The 18015-nt window shown below is 61.3% G+C and carries 14 protein-coding genes; 3 read left to right on the top strand and 11 right to left on the bottom strand.

The window, feature by feature from the left end; genetic code table 11:
- Positions 1 to 3: 3 nt before the first annotated feature.
- The 8 genes from mshE to ACTG2J_RS01720 form a co-directional block, all read right to left on the bottom strand.
- The gene (gene mshE / locus ACTG2J_RS01755) at positions 4 to 1713 is read right to left on the bottom strand and encodes an MSHA fimbrial ATPase MshE (protein WP_439997113.1); all 1710 of its coding nucleotides are present in this window, start codon (positions 1711 to 1713) and stop codon (positions 4 to 6) included.
- 74 nt (positions 1714 to 1787) lie between these two features.
- The gene (locus ACTG2J_RS01750; RefSeq protein ID WP_439997112.1) at positions 1788 to 2882 is read right to left on the bottom strand and encodes a tetratricopeptide repeat protein; all 1095 of its coding nucleotides are present in this window, start codon (positions 2880 to 2882) and stop codon (positions 1788 to 1790) included.
- Entirely contained in the window at positions 2879 to 3769 is an 891-nt protein-coding gene (locus tag ACTG2J_RS01745) for an ExeA family protein (protein ID WP_439997111.1), read from the bottom strand. The genes ACTG2J_RS01750 and ACTG2J_RS01745 overlap by 4 nt, the downstream gene beginning before the upstream one ends.
- Before the next feature lie 92 nt (positions 3770 to 3861).
- Complete coding sequence (gene mshL / locus ACTG2J_RS01740) at positions 3862 to 5529, bottom strand: pilus (MSHA type) biogenesis protein MshL (RefSeq protein WP_439997110.1); 1668 nt, start codon at positions 5527 to 5529, stop codon at positions 3862 to 3864.
- Positions 5530 to 5599: 70 nt separating this feature from the next.
- The gene (locus ACTG2J_RS01735; protein WP_005342886.1) at positions 5600 to 5929 is read right to left on the bottom strand and encodes a SctD/MshK family protein; all 330 of its coding nucleotides are present in this window, start codon (positions 5927 to 5929) and stop codon (positions 5600 to 5602) included.
- A complete protein-coding gene (locus ACTG2J_RS01730) occupies positions 5922 to 6569 on the bottom strand; it encodes an MSHA biogenesis protein MshJ (RefSeq protein WP_439997109.1) in 648 nt (215 codons plus the stop codon). The genes ACTG2J_RS01735 and ACTG2J_RS01730 overlap by 8 nt, the downstream gene beginning before the upstream one ends.
- Complete coding sequence (locus ACTG2J_RS01725; RefSeq protein WP_005348605.1) at positions 6569 to 7162, bottom strand: PilN domain-containing protein; 594 nt, start codon at positions 7160 to 7162, stop codon at positions 6569 to 6571. The genes ACTG2J_RS01730 and ACTG2J_RS01725 overlap by 1 nt, the downstream gene beginning before the upstream one ends.
- Before the next feature lie 100 nt (positions 7163 to 7262).
- Positions 7263 to 8126, bottom strand: a complete 864-nt coding sequence (locus tag ACTG2J_RS01720; RefSeq protein ID WP_128834784.1) for an MSHA biogenesis protein MshI — start codon at positions 8124 to 8126, stop codon at positions 7263 to 7265.
- A gap of 86 nt (positions 8127 to 8212) precedes the next feature.
- Here ACTG2J_RS01720 and ACTG2J_RS01715 point away from each other — a divergent pair, with 86 nt between their 5' ends.
- A complete protein-coding gene (locus ACTG2J_RS01715; RefSeq protein WP_439997892.1) occupies positions 8213 to 9136 on the top strand; it encodes a 1-aminocyclopropane-1-carboxylate deaminase/D-cysteine desulfhydrase in 924 nt (307 codons plus the stop codon).
- Positions 9137 to 9212: 76 nt separating this feature from the next.
- Here the strand turns inward: ACTG2J_RS01715 and ACTG2J_RS01710 are convergent, their stop codons facing one another.
- On the bottom strand, positions 9213 to 11141 hold the full coding sequence (locus tag ACTG2J_RS01710) for an EAL domain-containing protein (RefSeq protein WP_439997108.1): 1929 nt from the start codon (positions 11139 to 11141) through the stop codon (positions 9213 to 9215).
- Positions 11142 to 11645: 504 nt separating this feature from the next.
- Between ACTG2J_RS01710 and ACTG2J_RS01705 the strand changes: the two genes are divergently transcribed.
- Both ACTG2J_RS01705 and ACTG2J_RS01700 read left to right on the top strand, forming a co-directional pair.
- Positions 11646 to 13172: an EAL domain-containing protein gene (locus ACTG2J_RS01705; RefSeq protein WP_439997107.1), complete on the top strand. Its 1527-nt coding sequence runs from the start codon at positions 11646 to 11648 to the stop codon at positions 13170 to 13172.
- Positions 13173 to 13487: 315 nt separating this feature from the next.
- Positions 13488 to 14585: a calcium:proton antiporter gene (locus ACTG2J_RS01700; protein ID WP_005348596.1), complete on the top strand. Its 1098-nt coding sequence runs from the start codon at positions 13488 to 13490 to the stop codon at positions 14583 to 14585.
- A 145-nt stretch (positions 14586 to 14730) separates the two neighbouring features.
- Here ACTG2J_RS01700 and hutH read toward each other — a convergent pair whose 3' ends face one another.
- Together hutH and hutU are read right to left on the bottom strand one after the other, a co-directional pair.
- Positions 14731 to 16263: a histidine ammonia-lyase gene (gene hutH / locus ACTG2J_RS01695; protein ID WP_259584335.1), complete on the bottom strand. Its 1533-nt coding sequence runs from the start codon at positions 16261 to 16263 to the stop codon at positions 14731 to 14733.
- Positions 16264 to 16267: 4 nt separating this feature from the next.
- Positions 16268 to 17977, bottom strand: a complete 1710-nt coding sequence (gene hutU, locus ACTG2J_RS01690) for a urocanate hydratase (protein WP_439989083.1) — start codon at positions 17975 to 17977, stop codon at positions 16268 to 16270.
- Between the last annotated feature and the right edge of the window lie 38 nt (positions 17978 to 18015).

Below are 18015 nucleotides of genomic sequence, written 5' to 3'. Positions count from 1 at the left end.
CGCTTACCCCAGATCCTCGGCCAGTCGCAGCACCTCATCCACCGAGGTGATTCCCTGACGGGCATAATCGAGGGCAGTGAGGGCAAGCGGCCGGTAGTGTTCGTGTTGACGGGCCGCTTTGGCGAACCCTTCCGCATCGTTGCGGCGCAGGGCATCCATCATCGGCTGATCCAGCTCCAGCAGCTCGTAGACCCCGATCCGGCCGGAATAACCGGTAAAGTTGCAGCTCTGGCAACCCCGGCCCTTGTGATAGGTGTGCTGGCCGGGCACCTCGCCGGAGAGCACGGTGAGCCAGGTGGCCTGCCCTTCGTCGGGCGCCTTCTCCTCGACGCAGTGCTCACATACCCGCCGCACCAGCCGCTGAGCGACCACCGCCCGCAGGGCGCTCGCCACCAGATAGCCGGGCGCCCCCATGTCGATAAGGCGCAAGGCACTGGTCACCGCATCGTTGGTGTGCAGTGTCGTCAGCACCAGGTGACCTGTGATGGCGCCACGCAGACCGATCTCCACCGTCTCGTTGTCCCGCATCTCACCCACCAGCAGGATGTCCGGATCCTGACGCAGGGTAGAGCGCAGCACGTTGGAGAAGGTGAGGCCGATCTTGGGGTTGACCTGCACCTGATTGACGCGAGAAAGACGGTATTCCACCGGGTCTTCTACCGTGATGATCTTGTTGCTGGACTGGTTGAGCTCGGAGAGTGCGCCATAAAGGGTGGTGGTCTTGCCGCTCCCGGTCGGGCCGGTCACCAGGATCATGCCGTGTGGCCGTTTGAGCTGGCGACGGAAACGGGTCAGGATCTCCGGCGGCATGCCGGTCTCGGTCAGCGACAGGATGCCGGAGGATTGATCCAGCAGACGCATCACCACCGACTCGCCATACTGCACCGGCATGGTGGACATCCGCACGTCCACATCACGGCCGCGCACCTTCATATTGAAACGGCCATCCTGCGGCAAGCGCTTCTCGGAGATATCGAGCCCCGCCACCAGCTTGAGGCGTAGCACCAGCGCCTGGGCGATGCGCACCTCGTTGAGGATATTTTCGTGGAGGATGCCGTCGATCCGCTGGCGAATGCGCAGCACCTTCTCGTCCGGTTCGATGTGGATATCTGATGCACCTACCTGCACCGCATCCTCGAACAGGGAGCGCAGCAGCTTGGCCACCGTCGCCTCTCCCTCGTCGTTAGCCCCCAGATTGCTGGAGCCCAACTCGAAGCCGGAGTCCTGATACTCCTCCTGCAGCTGTTCGGCGAAGCTCTCGATCTCGCGGGTACGGCGATAGAGGCGGTCGAAATACTCCAGCAGTTGCCCTTCCCGCGCCACCGCCAGCACCATGATGCGCGGGCTGAGCAGGGCGGCGATGGCATCCAGTGCGCTCAGATCCGCCGGATCCGACATGGCCACCGTCACCTTGTCGTCGGTGAGGTTGACCGCCAGCGCCCGATAGCGACGCGCCTGCACTTCGGGCAGCAGCGGCACCGCGGCGGCGTCGATGGTGAGGTTGTTGAGATCGAAGAAGGGCACATCCAGCTGGCGGGCGAGGAACTGCAACAGCTGCACCTCGCTGATAAAGCCGAGGTCGATGAGAGTGGTGCCCAGCTTGCGGCCGGTCTGACGCTGCTGCAGCAGGGCAAGCTGCAGCTGATCATCAGAGATGATCTGCTCTTGTACCAGCAGGTCGCCGAGGCGCATTTTCAGTCTGGGTTGTGCCATGTTTGCTCCGATCTCTGTTACTTCACACCCGTTGCCGCATCCGATTCCGCTTTGCTAATCGAACCTGCTGTTTATCAAGGGGTTAGTTGGCCAATTCGTTGTTCCAGCCAGTTGGTCGATGCCTCGCCGAGGTTGCCGTGCAGCAAGGCGTTGCGATAAGCATCGAGCGCCCGCTGGCTGTGACCCTGACCATCCTCGGCCACGCCGAGACCAAGCCACCAGCGGCCCTGATCCGGCTGCTGACGCAGCAGCTTCACATAGAGCGCCGCCGCATCGGCATTCTGGCCCAGCTCCTGAGTCAGCCCGGCCCAGGTGGCGTAATAGTCCATGTTGCTGGCGAGATCCGGCTGATAGCCGGACAGCCAGCCAAGCGCTTGCTGCTGCTGCCCCTCGCTGATGGCAAGGCGGGCCAGTAGCAGACGAAAATCGGCCTGTTGGGGATCGAGCCGGATCCCCTCTTCCAGCAGCTGACGCGCCTCGGTCAGGCGGCCCTCGCCGTAGAGCAGCCCCGCCAGCTGCTCGCGCGCCCCCTGATTGTAGGGATCGTGGGCCAGCACTTGATAGTAGTTGTCCTGCGCATCCCGCAGGCTTCCCTTGGCCATGGCGGTGGTCGCCTTGCGCTCCGCCAGTGCCGCCAGCTCCTTGGCCGACAGCTCGACCGTCTCGATCTTCAATACGCTCGGTTTGCGCGGCGCGCTGGCGACGGCCTGCTGCTCTGCCGCCAGTTCGGCGTAAAGCTCGGGCTGCAGCTCTTCATCGGTCGGCTCGGACTCGTCAACATCGCTGGAGGCATCAAAGGACGCACCATCGGCCATGCCATCCGAGTCACTCTCGCCTGCCTCATCATTCACCTCATCCTGGCTTGGCAGCGGCAGCGAGGCCGCAACCTCGACCGGCTCGGGCTGGCTGACTGGCGCGGCGGCCCTTGCCACCACATCGGGAGTCACCGCATCGGGAGCTAGCACTTCGCTGGCAGCCGAGACGATATGGGTCTGCTGCCAGTAGATCCAGGTTCGCCAACCAAGGATCCCCAGTGCCAGACCGCAGATCAGGGTCAGCAGCAACATCCACCATCCCTGCTGGCGCGCAGGGGCAATATAGACAGCAGCACCTTCGGATCCTTGCTGGCGCCGGTCCAGATCTTTCAGCATCTGGTTGATAACGCTCATGGCCAGACTCCATAAGCCAGGGCGCACCCCAGCAACAGTAACAGGGGCCACCAGCGCCGTGGCGCAAAGCGGCGTGCATCGTCGGTATCGCGAATGGCGAGCCGTACCAGACGGCTATCGACCTGACGCACACCCTGACCATAGGCCAGCATCAGGCACTTCTGCGCCAGGATATTGATCAGTCTCGGGATCCCTCGCGATGCGCGCCACAACAGACGCATGGCGCGACCTGCAAACAGCGGTGCCCCGCGGTAACCGGAGACCTGCAATCTGTGCTCCAGATAGGCGCGGGTCTCGTCAAAACGCAGCGGCCGCAGGCAGTAGGAGAAGCCAATCCGCTGGCGCAGTTGGCGCAGATGCGGCTTGCCCAGTCTGGCATCCAGCTCCAGCTGGCCGAACAGCACGATCTGCAGCAGCTTGCTCGATTCGGTCTCGAGATTGCCGAACAGGCGGACCGCCTCCAGCGTCTCGTCCGGCAGCGCTTGCGCCTCGTCGATCAGCACCACCACCCGGCTGCCCTGCTGGTGCAGGCTGATCAGGTGACGATGGATACGATCGGTCAGATCCAGCTCGCTCTGATCCCGTACCGCCAACCCCAGCTCCAGCGCCAGCGCGATGCGCAGCTCGGCCGGAGTGAGGTGGGGATTGGGCAACCAGGCAAGCCGCACCGGACGCGCTTCCGAGCCCAGCTCGCTGAGCAACTTGCGGCAGAGCAGGGTCTTGCCGGTACCCACCTCGCCGGTCACCTTGATAAAGCCCTCCCCCTGCGCCAGCGCCCAGTTCAGCACCTGCAGCGCCTCTTCGTGAGGCGGCAGGCCGTAGTAGAAGCCGGTATTGGGGGTGAGGCTGAACGGCGCCTCCTGCAGGCCGAAGTGGGTCAGGTACATGAGATCTCACCTGCCACGACAAGCAAGCAGCCTGTGCTGGCAAGGCAGCACAGGCCGTTCGGGATAAGGGTGACCGCATCTGGTGTCATGGGTCAGCCCTTGGCCGGATACCACTTGTCGAGCAGCTCGGAGGAGCGTTGCAGCTCGTTTTGCCAGGTATCTTTCTCCACCACGGTCGGTTTGAGCATGATCACCAGCTCCACCTTCTTGGTGCTCTCGCGACGATTGGTAAAGGCTTCACCCACCCAGGGGATATCCCCCAGCAACGGCACCTTGCTGACGGTCTCCTGCTTGTCGGTCTTCATCAGGCCGCCAATAACGATGATGTCACCGTTATTGGCCTGCACCACGGTATCGGATTCGCGGATCGAGCTTTTCGCCAACGGCAACACCAGCGTATCGCTGTCTGTCACCTTTATGGTCTTGGTTTGCTCTTCAGTATCGATAACGGAGGGATGGATATGCAGCAGCACCTTACCCTCTTCATCGATCTGTGGTGTTACATCCAAAGAGATACCTGAGAAGAAAGGGGTCAACTCTACATTGGGAGTTGTTCGGTCACCGCTCGTCGTGCTCACGGTTGTTGTCGATGCATTGGTGACAAAATATTCGTCCGTCCCCACCTTGATCACCGCCTTCTGGTTGTTGGTCGCGGTGACACGGGGGCTGGAGAGGGTATTCACATCGCCCTGGGTCTTGAGCAGGTTGACCGCCACATTGAAGTTGCCGTCAGAGACCTTGAAACCGGCGCCGCCACCCAGTGCAGTGAAGATCTGATTAGGGGTGGTGGGTAACTGGGTATTGGCCAGTGAACCGCCACCGGTAATCCCCTTGTTGCCATCCCAGCTGGCAGAGAGACCGCTCCAGTCCACCCCCTGCTCATACCCTTCGTTGAGGGCAACTTCGATGATCCGCGCCTCCAGCACCACCTGCCGCTTGAGGTGACTATCGGATTGATTCAGGAATTCACGCACTGCCTTGAGCTCTTTCGGGTAGGCGCGAATGGTGACCAGACCCGCCTGCGGGCTGGTGATCACGGCGCGACCATCACCCGTGCCAATCAGGGTCTGTAGAGAGTCGCGCAGATCGGTCCAGTAGTCGCTGTTGGTATCGGTCTCGATACGGGTGCCATTGCTGCTGTTGCCGTTCGAGTTGTTGCCGGAGGAGTTATTGGTGCTGTTGTTGTTCGATGCACTGTCAAAACTGCTGTCGCTGCTGTTATTGCTGTCATTGGCCGTCACCCCGCCGGTGCTGACCGAGGTGCGGGAGAGGCCACGACGGGACATCATCAGGTAGTTGACCGGGATGGTTTCGGTGCGCAGACCCGCCGGATAGATATGGAAGACATTGCCCTTGCGCTGCACGTCGAAGCCGTACATGTCGCCCACCACCGCCAGCACTTCCGGCAGAGTCACATCCTTGAGCTCGACGGAGACCAGCCCGGCCACCCCGGGGTGCACCGCCACGCTGTAGCGGGAGCCCTTGAACAGGGAACCGAAAAACTCCACCGCCTCCACGTCGTGAGCCGCGATACGCAGCCGCTTCTCCGGCATGCCGACCGGTATCTGCGGCCGGTTCAACTGCAGCAATTCACTTTGCACCGATTTGGGCAAGGCGGTCAGAGGGGCAGCCTGTTTCTGCTGTTCGTTCATGGCCTGTTTGAGAGCATCCTTCGCCTGGGTCGGCTCGGGGTGCTGATACGTGGTACAGCCTGCAGCCATCATGGCCACGGTGATCAGACAGAGACGGTGTTTTTTCATGTAATTAGGGCACCCTGACTTGCAATTAAACTCGATAAAGCCGATTCACCTCTCGAGAGGCAAGCACGACTCAAACCCGGATCTTGCTGGCAAACAGTGTTACCGCATGGCGTTTTCCCGCTTTTTCCAGCACCACGGCATCGGCATTGATGGCCACCAGCGTATAGCCGTCCACCTGTTGCCCGACCCGATAACTCTTGCCATTGAGTACCGCCAGTGCCGGGCCATTGCCCAGCACCACACTCTGCAGCTTCGGCAAACCGGCACTGCTCTCGCCGGTCGCACGGGCGCCAACCGCCACATCAGCCAGCGGCGCAGTGGGATCCTGCAATACCTCGACCTGCTCCGCCTGTACCAGCAAGCTGAACAGGCAACAGCACAACGCAAACACTCTAGCCACGGATAAACTCCTTGCTGGTACTCAGGGTGTAGATCTCCATCTCCACCACCGCGCCGGGATAGGCCTTGACCTGATAGTCGAACTGCTTCCAGTAGAAGTGACGCGGCAAGGCTTCTAGCGCTTTAAGATATTGATACACATCGAAATAGCCGCCTTCAAGCTGAAGCCGGATACCATGCTTGTAGAGATTGACCTTCTGCTCCCCCGCCATCAGCGGGGTCGGCTCCAGCGAACTGAGGGCCAGCATGTGAAGGTTGGCGGAGCGGGAGAGCAGCGCCTCCAGCACCAGTGGCATCTCGTGCGCCGGGATCAGATCGACGGTCTGTGCCTTCAGCTCATCGTCGATCCGGGCCAGATCCGCTTCGACCTGCGCCAGCTGGTCGCGAACTCCCTGATTGGGATCCCGCTTGAGCCGGGCCTGTTTGCCGAGGTTTTCCAGCTCCATGATCTCGAGGTCGCGCTCGGCGGCGCTCAGGGCCATGCGGTCCTGCTGCAGGCGGGTATCGGCGCCATCGAGCCAGCCGTAGAGTCCGGCCGCGCCCAGTAGCACCAGACCAGTCAGCAGGATCAACACCCGCTCCCGCTGGCTCAACACGGCGATACGCTGGCCCCATGCCTGCCATTGTGTTTTCAGGTGCATCAGGGTTTCTCCCGCGCAATGCCGCTCAACTGGAAGGTCAGGCGACCCTCCTTGTCACGGCCGAGGGTCAGTTCACCAAACTCCTTGCCTACCAGACTCGGGGTCTGCTTGAAGCGGTTGACCCAGGCCGGCACATCCTGACTGCGTCCGGCAAAGCCGGAGAGGTTGATCCGCCCTTCGTTGATCTCGATGCGCTGCAACGAGAGGTTGCTGTTGCGAATGCGGGAGAGATCCGCCATCACGCTGGCGTAGCCCTGGGATTTTTGCAGGGTCAGGCTGCCCAATTGGCGCATCAGCCCCTGCTTGGCCGTCAGCTCATCCTGCTTGTTGACCAGTTGCTGTTGCAGCCTGGGATCTGCCTGATGGCGCGCCAGCTCGGCATCGAGCCGCTGCGCCTCGCTGCGCTTGAGTTCCAGCTCGGCAGAGCGCTGCGCCAGCGCCCGGCTGACCTGCTGCTGCTGCCAGCTGTAACCAACACCCGTCAACAGGATCAGCAGCAGCGCAAAGCCCCATACCAGCGCCATCTGGTTGAGGCTGGCCCACTGCCGCTTGGGGCGAAACTCGGCGCCATAGAGGTTTATCTGACGTTTCATCACGCATCCTCCCCGATGGCGGCTGCGTAGGCAGAAAGGTATTCGACGCCAGCCAGCAACATTGTCTTGTTGACCATGGCAGCAAGGGGGAATAACACTCTCATTGATCATCCCCCAATGCGGCAGCATAAGCCGAGAGGTATTCGACGCCGGCCAGCACCGCCTTGTTGGCCATGGCGGAGACGGCAAAGCCGAAGGTCTGCTCCATGTGGCGCACCAGGGTACCGATAAAGGGCGAGGCGACGGCGAACTGCATCTGCCCCAGCTCGGGCAATTTCAGCTGGCCCGCCAGATAGTCGAGGGAGCGCTGGATCTCCAGCGCCAGTGAATCGAGCAGCATGCTGTCCGGCTCATGTTCGCCAGTCAGGCTGGTAAAACCGCGCAGCTGGCGGGAGAAGCAGAGCCCGCCCTGATGGAAGACCAGCAGTTGCAGATCCTGCCCCTTGGGCTGCCACAGCAGCATGCGCACCGTCTCGTCAGCATCGTAGAGAGAGGTGAGCGCCAATTCGTCGCTGATGATGGATTGCAGGGTCGCGATGCCGTTGATGGCATCGGCCAGCTGCTGCACCCGGCTCTTGGGCAAGCAGATCACATTGATGCGCGGGCGACCGGCAGGCGGGGTGGGCAAGTCCACATAATCCATCGCCAGTTGCAGCACGGGTTCGCTGACATAATCCTTGATGGCCCAGGGGAGCGCCCCCGCCATCTCGGCGTCAGGCACGGCAGGCTTGTCGATCTGGATCTGTTGATAAAGGCTGGCGGCGAGGGCCACCCGCACCGTAGACTTGGCCAGCCCATGACGGCTGAACAGCTCGTTCATGGCCACAGCCCACTCCTGTGGGCCGTTGATGGTGCGCGTCGCGAAGACGGGGGGATTGCCCACCGCAGCCAGCATGATCCTGTCATTGGCCAGCAAGAGCCCGACCTGGCGGCTTGGCGTCGACCGTCTGAACAGTTGTTTCATGTAAGCCCGCCCATCAATAGTGATTAAATGTATGAAATATTAACATAAACAGCAGATTAGCCTCCAGATTAAAAGACGGACTCACCATTGCAAGCCAGCCTTTCCGCCGACTCAGAGGGTCAAGCCATCCTCCCTTCCCCCTGCAACGCCTCCACCATCCGTTGCTGACCCGCTATGGTGTCGAGCTGTGGTGCAAGCGGGATGATCTGATCCATCCGGCCATCTCCGGCAACAAGTGGCGCAAGCTCAAGTACCACCTGCTGCATGCCAAAGAGCATGGCAAACGGCATCTGCTCTCGTTTGGCGGCGCCTACTCCAATCATATCCACGCGCTGGCGGCAGCGGGGTGCCAATCTGGTCTTCGTACTACCGGTATCATACGGGGCGAATATGACGCCGTCAGTAACTCTACCCTGCGGGATGCCCAGCGCTGGGGCATGGATCTCGTTTTTGTCGACCGCCAGAGTTACCGGCGACGGCAGGATCCCGCCTGGCTGGCCCAATTCGATGCCCCCGATACCCTGATCGTGCCGGAAGGGGGTAGCAGCCCGCTGGCCATCCCCGGCGTGGCGGAACTGGTCGGCGAAGTGCCCTTCTCGCCGGATCTCTGGGTACTGCCCTGCGCCAGCGGCGGCACTCTGGCGGGCCTGATCGCTGGCAAGCAGGATCGGGAGCAGATCCTCGCCATTGCGGTACTGAAAGGAGGCGGCTTTATCGCTGACGAGGTGTGTCGCCTCCATCCCGCGGCTGCCCATATCCCCGGCTGGCGCATCGCGCTCGATCACCACGATGGTGGCTACGCCAAATTCAGCCCGGCCCTCTGGCAGTGGGTGCAGGATTTCAGCGCCACGACCGATCTGCCCCTTGAGCCGATCTACAGCGGCAAGGCGATGTGGGGTCTGTTTCGCGAACTGGCGGCGGGCCGTATCGCCCCCGGCAGCAAAATCGTCTTTATCCACACTGGCGGCATGCAAGGGCTCGCCGGGCTGCGGGAGCAGGGGCGACTGTGATCCCTGCCTTACGGCAACCGCAAACAGCATCGCAAACAACAGAGGGTCGCCCCAAGGCGACCCTCTGTTGTTTATCTCAATCACCAGCCGGTTCCAGCACCAGACGCTGGGGCTCGGCAAACCAGGGCCCCTGCCCGGCATGCACCCCGAGGTGGCGCAACATCTTCCACTCGTCGCCACTCTCCACCCCCACTGCCAGCACACGGGTGCGGGTATTGGCGCAGCCCCCCACCAGACTGCGTACCGCCATCTGGTTGACCTGACGGGCATGGATTTCCCGTACCAGACTTGGGTGCAGCTTGAGGAAGTTGATCTCGAACTCCTTGATGTACTGGGTGCTCACCACATCCTGACCGGCATGATCAATGGCCAGCTGGCAACCCAGCATCCGCAAAGAGCGCAGCGGCCGCTTGAGCGCCTCGAAGTGGCGGGTCACCTGGGATTCCGAGAGTTGCAGGATCAACCGCTCGTTGGTGCTGCGCGGCAGCTGGAACAGTGCGAAGAAGAGCCAGCGCTGGAACTCGCGGTTGAGCAGGCTCTGGGCACTGAGGGTCAGGCTGATGGGGCAGCTCTGCTCGGAGCGCTGGCGCAGCAGGGCGAGGGTCTGCTCCGCCACCAGCCGATCCAGTTGCAGCAACAAGCCCACCTTATCCGCCATCGGCATGAAGATCCCCGCCTGCAAAGCCCGTCCCTGCTCGTCGTGCAGATAGGTAAGCAGCTCCTGCTGCAACACCACCTGCCCCCGATCCTGCTGGATCGGCTGAGTGTAAAATTCGATGCCGTGCTCTTCGAGACGGCGGCTGATCAGGGTGCGCCAACGTACCGTGCCCTTGCTGCTCTGCTCCTCATCCAGCTGCTTCTCGTAGAGGAACCAGCCGTTGTGCCCTTGCAGACGGGCGCTCTTGAGGGCCAGCTCCGCCTCCTCCTGCACCTTGAGCAGGCTGTCTTGTGCCTGATAACAGACGGCGCCGAGATAGACCGCAGTCTCGGGGTTGACCTCCTGCGGCCAGTGCAGCCGTTGCAGGCTCTTGAGCAGCTGGCTGGCGCTATCCACCATCTCGCTCTCGGACATATTGGGCAGCAATACCGCAAAAACCTGACCGGCATAGCGGGCCTGCAGGGCACCGTTGTGTTTGCGCACGAAGGCACCGATGGTGGCGCTCGCCTCCATCATCAAATCGTGCCCCAGCAACTCGAACTGATCAGCCTCCAGCTCCTCCAGACAGGCGAGATCGATCAGCAGCACGCCGCCGCTCATCACGCTCGCCTCCATGATGGCGCTCTCCAGCCGGTTGTCGAAAAACAGCCGGTTGCCGATGCCGGTCATCTTGTCGACGAAGGCGTTGCTGCGAATGAAGTTGTCGAAGCGGCTGCGTTCCTTGCGGGCATCCGCCAGCTCGGCGAGCAGATGATCGAGGGCCTGACTGGCGGCCACCGGCCACTCTTCGGCGGGGTCATGACTCAGTTTGGAGAGCTTGTCATCGAGGATCAGCTGGGCGCGAATGCCCAGCAGCTCGGCCCCGCGCAACTGCTGGCGCAGCCAGCGGATGGAGTACCAGAGACCGAACACCACGATAAAGATGCCCAGCGAGATGCCGGACATCGCCTTGATAGAGTATTCCGCCTCCTTGAAGGGGCGCTCCAGTTTGAAGTTGGCCTGCATGCCGGCCTGATGGGGCAGCGGGTGGCTGTATGGCACCAGCAGCTGCTCGTCGACCGGATTGCGCACATCGCGGAACCAGTAGACCCGCTGGTTATTCTGGCGCACCTCCAGCTCTACCACATGGGCAGCCCGCAGCAGGGTAGGCAGCCAGTGGCTCATATCTTCCATGTCGTGAGCAACATCGAGCTGCTTGTCGATCACTTCGACCAGCGCATCGACCTTCTTTTGCTGCAACTCCATGCCCAGCTCGCGAAAGCTGAACACCCCGCCAATCAGCACGGTCGCCATGGCTGCGATCACGCAAAGGGTGATAAATGAGACAAGCTGTGTAGTGAGTTTCATGCGCCTTTCCGTATGCCCAGCATCATCCATGTCGCCTCATGGTAGCAGCGGCGATCGGGCCACAGCTATGGATGAAGATCCCGCTTCTGCAATTTAAGCGGGCAAGCATAACCCAAAGCAGAGGGAGAATACCAAGGATGACGGGCTACAGATGCGGGACAGGGCGGGATGACAGACAGAAAAATGGTCCCTCAAAGGGGACCAAAAGGAACACTCATATCAAAACTAACACTCTGTGCTACTGACAAAAAACAGATACAGGAGTATTGAACACACGGTGAGTCAAACCGCAGGGCTACTCTAATGCAGTTCGGATAAGCTGAGCAATTGTCATTTATGACAGGTCAGCGATTGAATCTAGCCAAAGTTAATAATAAACACATTTAAAATCATGCAGTTAAAAAATCAATCAACAAGTGTGACAACTCGGACTCAAATTGATTGCACTAATGCTCTATGATGGCTAAGTCCATTTGTGTCTCATGAAACTGGCAGGTACTTCCTTTGCGTAAATCACCCGTCTGGATCGCTCTGTTGCTGTTCGTCCTGCCTGTCGTGGGCAGCCAGTTTCTCGGCCTGTGGTTTGCCAAGCCGATGGCCTTTCATCTGCTGGAAGAGAAGGTTGTCGAGCTCAAGGGAGCCATGGCCGTACGCCACCGGGAGCTGGATGCCGCCATCAACAAACAGCTGGCACAATTTGAGTTCAACTGCGGCGCCAAAGACATGGAGCTGCTGCGCGATCCGCGCTTCTACAGCGCTCATATCCGCCTGCAAGGGTTGGAGCTCGCTTCCGGCAACAGCTGCTCCAGCCTGGGGGTGGAGATCCCGCTGATCAAAGAGCTCCAGAATAGCGGGCAGAAGTTCGGCAAACTGGGGATCACCGCCACCGTGGCCAAATACAATACCGAACAGGAGCTGGTGGCCTTTTACCGATCCGGTGACAACCTCGCCTACTGGGTGCTGGATAACAGCTGGAGCCACGACCTGCTGCAACACCCCTGCAGCCACTGCTTCTATCTGGAGTTCAGCCGACAGGATAACGATGCAAGCACAGTCCACTTCCCCCGTGGCGACAAGGAGATCAAACAGGAAGAGAGCAATATCAGCCTCAGTTTCTTCGATCCCAATGAACTCACCAAACAGACGGTCTGGGCGGGAAAAGCGCTGGAGCAATATGCCCATGATCAACTCAATCACTACGGTCTCTGGTTCGGTATCGCGCTCGGCGCCCTGTTAAGCGTCACATACTGGCTGCTGCGCAGCTATCGGCGCTCCCTCAAGGGACTGCTGCAAACAGGGTTGATACGCAAGGAATTTATTCCCCTCTACCAGCCGATAGTGGATGCCCGTACCCACCAAGTGGTGGGATTCGAGGCGCTGCTGCGCTGGCAGCGGGGAAACGAGCTGATCCCCCCGGGTACCTTTATCGAATATGCAGAGGAGCAGGGACTGATCCTGCCGATGACCGAACAGTTGCTGGAGCAGGTGATCACTGACCTGCCGCAGCTGGCACCGGAGCAGTGGGTCAGCGTCAATCTGGTGGCGGCCCATATCGAGCAACCCCTGCTGCGCACCCTGCTCGCTCACAGCCAAAACCCCTCACCCACCCGGCTCACCTTCGAGCTGACGGAGCGCAAGCCGATCCTCGACATCAAGGCGGCCACCGAGGAGATCACCCTGCTGCAACAGATGGGGTATCACTTCAAGCTGGATGATTTTGGTACCGGCTACGGCGGCTTTGCCTACCTGCAGAGCCTAGGGATCCGCCAGATCAAGATCGACAAGATGTTCGTCGATACCATAGGCACCAACGACCTCAAGCGCAGCGTACTGGATGCCATCATCGTCTTCGGTCGGGAATCGGGCATGGAGATGATCGCCGAAGGGGTCGAGAGCCAGCTGCAGGTCGACTATCTGAGCCAGCACGGCGTCTATCTGATCCAGGGCTACTTCTTCGGCAAACCCATGCCGCTGAAGACACTGACCCACTGGCAACGGGAGTGGCAGTCGCAACACCAGAAGGCCAGCTAACACAGAGATGGCAGGATCTGGCCGCGAAACAGTTTGGCCTGCGGCTCGACATCATCAGGTTGATGCTGGCGGTAGCGCCGTAACCCAGCCCAGCCCAGCCATCAGGCGGGTAAATCCCCCTGCAGACCCAGGTCCGGCTCCATGGTGAAATCGAAGCGGCTCCTGCCACCCCTTATTTACATTCAGCAACAAAATGATCTGCCCTGACGGGGATAACAACCTTTATCATAAGGAGCCGGTTATTGCGCAACCGATAACCGAGCAACCTGTTTATGTCATCCGGTCGTCAAGACCCCCAATAGAGAACCATTGCCTATGAAGACAGTTATCCGGCAAGAGATTGCCCTGCCCGTTGGCCTGCTGACCCTGCTCTTTTTCAAGACCCTGGGCAGTGACCTGCTGACAGAGACAACTCCGCTCGGGATCTATCTTCCTGTTTCGGCGGCACTACTGGCCATCGTCACCTGGGCCATCTTCTCGGTGGTGCGCCACTCCGATGCCCTCGCCATCAAGCTGGGCGAGCCCTTCGGCACCCTGATCCTCACCCTCTCGGTCATCTCGCTGGAGGTGGTGATGATCTCCTCGGTGATGCTGACCGGCGAGCCCAACCCCACCATGGCCCGCGATACCATGTTTGCGGTAGTGATGCTGGTGAGTACCGGTCTGGTGGGCTTCACCCTGCTGTTTGGCGGCTGGCGCTACCACACCCAGAGCTTCAATCTGGACGGGGTCAAATCCTATCTGGTGGCCATCATCCCGCTGGCCCTGCTCTGTCTGGTGCTGCCCAACTTCACCGAGGGCGGTGCAATCGGCAGTATGTCGCGCGCCATGTCGTGGATGCTGATCATCATCTCGATCCTGCTCTACGGGGTCTTTCTGCTGATCCAGACCCGCAGCCACAGCCACTTCTTCGTCGACAGCGATCACGAGGATTACGAGGAGCACCACGGCCCGCTGCAGAGCAACGTCTATCACACCATCCTGCTGCTCGCCTACCTGCTGGTGGTAATCCTGCTGGCCAAGACCCTGGCCATCCCCATCAACTACGGGGTGCATGTGATGGAAGCACCCGCCGCACTGGGCGGCTTTATCGTGGCCTGCATCGTGCTGGCCCCCGAAGCAGTCGGCGCCATCAAAGCCGCCTTCAACAACCAGTTGCAGCGGGCAATGAACCTCTACTTCGGCTCTGTGCTGGCCACCATCGCCCTCACCGTGCCTGCCGTGCTCTTTATCGGCTCCATGCTGGATCAGGAGGTACGCCTCGGCCTCTCCCCCGCCGATATGGTGCTGCTGGTCACGACCCTGATGGTCTGTAAAGTGACCTTCAGCAGCGGCCGCACCAATGTGCTCCATGGAGCGACCCATCTGGTGTTGTTCGTGGTTTATCTGTTCCTGATGTTCGAACACGAATAACCGCGTTCAACCAACGTCAGACACGCAAAGACCGCCCGATTGGGCGGTCTTTTGTCATCTGCTCCCGGCTCTCACCGGCGCCTGTGAAGCGGCTTCCCCCTCATCCCCCACCCTTCTCCCGCCAGGGGAGAAGGGTGATCAAGGCTTACAGGCTGGGCAGCACCCCGGCCGGGATCAGGTCGTTGTAGCTGGCACGGCCCAGCAGGGCGGCGGCCGCTTCGATATCCGGCGCGAAGTACCTGTCCTTGTCGTAGAAGCTCACCTCTGCCCGCAGTCGTCCCTTGGCCAGCTCGATCAGCTCGGTACTGCGCAGCGGCGCGCGGAAATCGAGCCCCTGTGCCGCCGCCAGCAGTTCGACTGCCAGAATGCCGCGGGTATTCTCCGCCATGTCAGCCAATCGACGACCGGCGAAGGTCGCCATGGAGACGTGATCCTCCTGATTGGCGGAAGTGGGCAAACTATCCACCGAGGCGGGATGGGCCAGGGTCTTGTTCTCAGAGGCTAGCGCCGCCGAGGTGACCTGAGCGATCATAAAGCCCGAATTCACCCCGCCGTTGTTGACCAGAAACGCCGGCAAACCGGACATCCGCGAGTCGATCAACAGCGCCATGCGCCGCTCGGACAGCGACCCAATCTCGGCGATGGCCAGCGCCAGGTTGTCGGCGGCGAAGGCCACGGGTTCTGCGTGGAAGTTGCCGCCGGAGAGGATCTCCTCGTCATCGGCAAACACCAGCGGGTTGTCGGAGACCGCGTTGGCCTCACACACCAGCACCTCGGCAGCGTGGCGGATCTGGGTCAGGCAAGCCCCCATCACTTGCGGCTGGCAGCGCAATGAGTAGGGATCCTGCACCTTCTCGCAGTTGTGATGGGACATACCGATCTCGCTGCCATCCACCAGCAGGTGGCGATAGCAGGCGGCCGCGTCGATCTGGCCGCGCTGACCTCGCACTTCGTGGATGCGGGCATCAAACGGCCGGCGGCTGCCAAGGGCGGCCTCCACACTCATGGCGCCTATGGTGATGGCACCGGCGTAGAGATCCTCGGCATGGAACAGCCCTTCCAGCGCAAAGGCGGTGCTCGCCTGAGTGCCGTTGAGCAGCGCCAGCCCCTCTTTCGGCGCCAGCGCGATGGGCTCCAGCCCGGCAATTTTCAGCGCCGTGGCGGCGTCGATCAGCTCGCCCTTGTGACGGGCCTTGCCTTCACCGATCAGCAGGCAGCTCATATGAGCCAGCGGCGCCAGATCACCGGAGGCACCGACGGATCCCTTCTTCGGCACAACCGGATAGACTTCAGCGTTGATGAGGGTCATCAAGGCCTCAAGCACCGTCAGCCGGATGCCGGAGAAGCCGCGCGCCAGCGAGTTGAGCTTGAGCACCATCATCAGCCGCACGGTAGCGTCATCCATGTACTCGCCAATCCCTGCCGCGTGGGAAAGCACGATGGAGCGCTGAAGCTCGTCCAGCTGCTCCACCGGAATGCGGGTGTTGGCCAACAGGCCAAAGCCGGTGTTGATGCCATACACCACCCGGTTCTGCTCGATCACCTTGGTAACCACAGCAGCTGAGGCGTGGATCCCCGGCAGCGCGGCCGGATCCAGTGAAACATGTACCGGCTCGCGGCTGACGCGGCGCAGGGTAGCAAGATCCAGCTCACCCGGAGTAATAGTCAATTCAAACATGGTGTTACACCTTTCCTTTGACACCGTTGGCGCCGTCAATCATCGGCAGATCCAGTTTCGCCTCATGAGCACAGTTGATGGCAATCTCGTAGCCGGCATCGGCATGGCGCATCACACCGGTGGCCGGGTCGTTGCGCAGCACCCGACCGACCCGCTTGGCAGCGTCATCGGAGCCGTCGCAGACGATCACCACGCCGGAGTGCTGGGAGAAGCCCATGCCGACCCCGCCGCCGTGGTGCAGCGACACCCAGGTCGCGCCACCGGCGGTGTTGAGCAGGGCGTTGAGCAGCGGCCAGTCGGAGACGGCATCGGAGCCATCCATCATCGACTCGGTCTCGCGGTTCGGGCTCGCCACCGAGCCGGAATCCAGATGGTCGCGACCGATGACGATGGGGGCTTTCAGCTCGCCGTTTTTCACCATCTCGTTGAAGGCCAGACCGAGCCGTACCCGATCCTTGACCCCGACCCAGCAGATCCGCGCCGGCAGTCCCTGAAACGCGATGCGCTCGCGGGCCATGTCGAGCCAGTTGTGCAGGTGAGGATCATCGGGGATCAGCTCTTTCACCTTCTGATCTGTCTTGTAGATATCTTCCGGATCGCCAGAGAGGGCCACCCAGCGGAACGGGCCAATCCCCTCGCAGAACAGCGGGCGGATATAGGCGGGGACGAAGCCGGGGAAGTCGAAGGCGTTCGCAACCCCCTCCTCAAGCGCCATCTGACGGATGTTGTTGCCGTAATCCAGAGTCGCCGCGCCGCGCTCTTGCAGGGTCAACATCGCCTCCACCTGACGGGCCATGGAGCGGCGGGCGGCGACGTTCACCTCCTGGGGCGCGCTCTGCTGCAGCTCGCGCCACTTGGCCACGCTCCAGCCCTGCGGCAGGTAGCCGTGCACCGGGTCGTGGGCGGAGGTCTGGTCGGTCACCACATCCGGTGTGATACCTCGGGCCACCAGCTCGGCGAAGACGTCGGCGGCGTTGCCGAGCAGGCCGACGGAGACGGCGATGCCGCTCTGCTTGGCCTCTTCGACCATGGCCAGCGCTTCATCCAGGCTGTGGGCCTTCTTGTCCACATAACGGGTGCGCAGACGAAAATCGATGCGGGTCTCGTCGCACTCCACGGCGATCATCGAGAAGCCTGCCATGGTGGCGGCCAGCGGCTGGGCGCCACCCATGCCGCCGAGACCACCGGTGAGGATCCAGCGGCCCGCAGGCGAGCCGTTGAAGTGCTGGTTGGCCACCGCGAAGAAGGTCTCGTAAGTGCCCTGCACTATCCCCTGAGTACCTATGTAGATCCAGGAGCCCGCGGTCATCTGGCCGTACATCATCAAACCCTTCTTATCGAGCTCGTTGAAGTGCTCCCAATTGGCCCAGTGCGGCACCAGATTGGAGTTGGCGATCAGCACCCGCGGCGCGTCCTTGTGGGTCTGGAACACCCCGACCGGCTTGCCGGATTGCACCAGCAGGGTCTGATCCTCCTCGAGCCGGGTCAGCACCTCGACGATCTTGTCGAAGCAGGTCCAGTTGCGGGCGGCGCGGCCAATCCCGCCATAGACCACCAGCGACTGGGGATGCTCGGCCACCTCGGGATCCAGATTGTTCATCAGCATCCGCAGCGGCGCCTCGGTGAGCCAGCTCTTGGCGGTCAGCTCGGTACCGCGCGGGGCACGGATCACGCGGTTAGGATCATGACGGGGATCCTGCTGTTGCACAGACATACACACTCCTTGTTGTATCAATAGGGTGCCTTTGGCGA

This window comes from Aeromonas sp. 6P (genome assembly GCF_051919525.1).
GTDB classification, from domain to species: domain Bacteria; phylum Pseudomonadota; class Gammaproteobacteria; order Enterobacterales; family Aeromonadaceae; genus Aeromonas; species Aeromonas veronii.
The sequence above is the reverse complement of the archived record's forward strand: the minus strand, read 5'-3'. Positions and strand labels throughout refer to the sequence as shown.

What these genes read in the sequence shown, in the direction of transcription:
- mshL (WP_439997110.1), bottom strand. Translation starts at nt 5,529, where the DNA reads ATGAAAAAACACCGTCTCTGTCTGATCACCGTGGCCATGATGGCTGCA.
- ACTG2J_RS01750 (WP_439997112.1), bottom strand. Translation starts at nt 2,882, where the DNA reads ATGAGCGTTATCAACCAGATGCTGAAAGATCTGGACCGGCGCCAGCAA.
- hutU (WP_439989083.1), bottom strand. Translation starts at nt 17,977, where the DNA reads ATGTCTGTGCAACAGCAGGATCCCCGTCATGATCCTAACCGCGTGATC.
- ACTG2J_RS01730 (WP_439997109.1), bottom strand. Translation starts at nt 6,569, where the DNA reads ATGCACCTGAAAACACAATGGCAGGCATGGGGCCAGCGTATCGCCGTG.
- hutH (WP_259584335.1), bottom strand. Translation starts at nt 16,263, where the DNA reads ATGTTTGAATTGACTATTACTCCGGGTGAGCTGGATCTTGCTACCCTG.
- ACTG2J_RS01700 (WP_005348596.1), top strand. Translation starts at nt 13,488, where the DNA reads ATGAAGACAGTTATCCGGCAAGAGATTGCCCTGCCCGTTGGCCTGCTG.
- ACTG2J_RS01725 (WP_005348605.1), bottom strand. Translation starts at nt 7,162, where the DNA reads ATGAAACGTCAGATAAACCTCTATGGCGCCGAGTTTCGCCCCAAGCGG.
- ACTG2J_RS01710 (WP_439997108.1), bottom strand. Translation starts at nt 11,141, where the DNA reads ATGAAACTCACTACACAGCTTGTCTCATTTATCACCCTTTGCGTGATC.
- mshE (WP_439997113.1), bottom strand. Translation starts at nt 1,713, where the DNA reads ATGGCACAACCCAGACTGAAAATGCGCCTCGGCGACCTGCTGGTACAA.
- ACTG2J_RS01745 (WP_439997111.1), bottom strand. Translation starts at nt 3,769, where the DNA reads ATGTACCTGACCCACTTCGGCCTGCAGGAGGCGCCGTTCAGCCTCACC.
- ACTG2J_RS01720 (WP_128834784.1), bottom strand. Translation starts at nt 8,126, where the DNA reads ATGAAACAACTGTTCAGACGGTCGACGCCAAGCCGCCAGGTCGGGCTC.